This window comes from Streptomyces sp. WM6386 (genome assembly GCF_000972385.1).
Taxonomy (GTDB): domain Bacteria; phylum Actinomycetota; class Actinomycetes; order Streptomycetales; family Streptomycetaceae; genus Streptomyces.
The window spans coordinates 1-862 of the sequence record NZ_JXTE01000272.1 but is presented as its reverse complement, the minus strand read 5'-3'; the positions used below and the strand labels follow the sequence as shown (position 1 = coordinate 862).

1 protein-coding gene and 1 pseudogene are annotated in these 862 nt (G+C 75.8%); one reads left to right on the top strand and one right to left on the bottom strand.

Translation table 11 applies throughout. The features are described from left to right. Positions 1–253, top strand: a pseudogene (locus TN53_RS41195) (ABC transporter permease); the annotation flags it as partial. Positions 254–508: 255 nt separating this feature from the next. Here the strand turns inward: TN53_RS41195 and TN53_RS41190 are convergent. Then, positions 509–862 (bottom strand): NAD(P)-dependent oxidoreductase (locus TN53_RS41190; protein WP_046264011.1); only part of this gene is annotated, 354 nt, incomplete at its 5' end.

Here is an 862-nt window from a genome sequence, read left to right as displayed (position 1 = left end):
GCTCGCCGCCGTCGCCGACATCGGGGCGCTGACCGTCACCTGCCTGAGCGGATGCCTGGTCCCGCTGTTCGTGCTGCCGCACTGGGTGAGCGACGTGGCCAAGTTCAGCCCCGGCTACTGGGCCTCGCGAGGCTTCCAGGCCGCGGTGACCGGCGACCACGCCGTCTACGACAAGGCGCTGGCCATCACCCTCGCCGTCAGCCTGCTCGTCCTGGGCATCGCCGCGATCCGGGCCCCTCGCGCGGTCCGCTGAGGCCGCGATCCGGGCCCGCGCGCGGTTCGCTGGGGTCGGTGGTCCGGTTCGCCGGTGTGGTCTGCTGGGGCCGTGATCCGGCCCCCGGCGCGGTCCGCTGAGGTCGCGATCCGGGCCCCGCGCGGTCCGCGCAGGGATCGCTGGTCCGGTTCGTCTGTGTGGTGGGTGCGCTGGGGTCGCCGGTCCGGGCCCCGCGACGGTTCGCTGAGGCGCGGACCAGGAGACCCGGCCGCGGAGCCGAGGGCACCGCCGGGCTCACTCCCGCAGCAGCCCGGCGGTGACCTCGTGATCCGGGACCCGGCCGCTGAGCGCCTGCTCGACCTGGCGGGCCGCCGCGATCCCCATGTCCCGCCGGATCGCATCGACGGCCGAGCCCAGATGCGGCGTCAGCAGCGTCCTGGGATGAGTGAGCAGCCGCCGCGGCACCTCGCGGAGGTGTCCCGGTGCGGTCCGGTCCTCGCATCCGAAGACGTCCGCCCCGTAGCCGCCGAGCGGCCCGTCGTCCAGTGCCGCGGCCACCGCGTCCTCGTCGACCCCCGAGCCGCGTCCGACGTTGACCAGCAGCTGCCCCGGCCGGGCGGCCGCGATCGCGTCCCGGCCGATCAGATG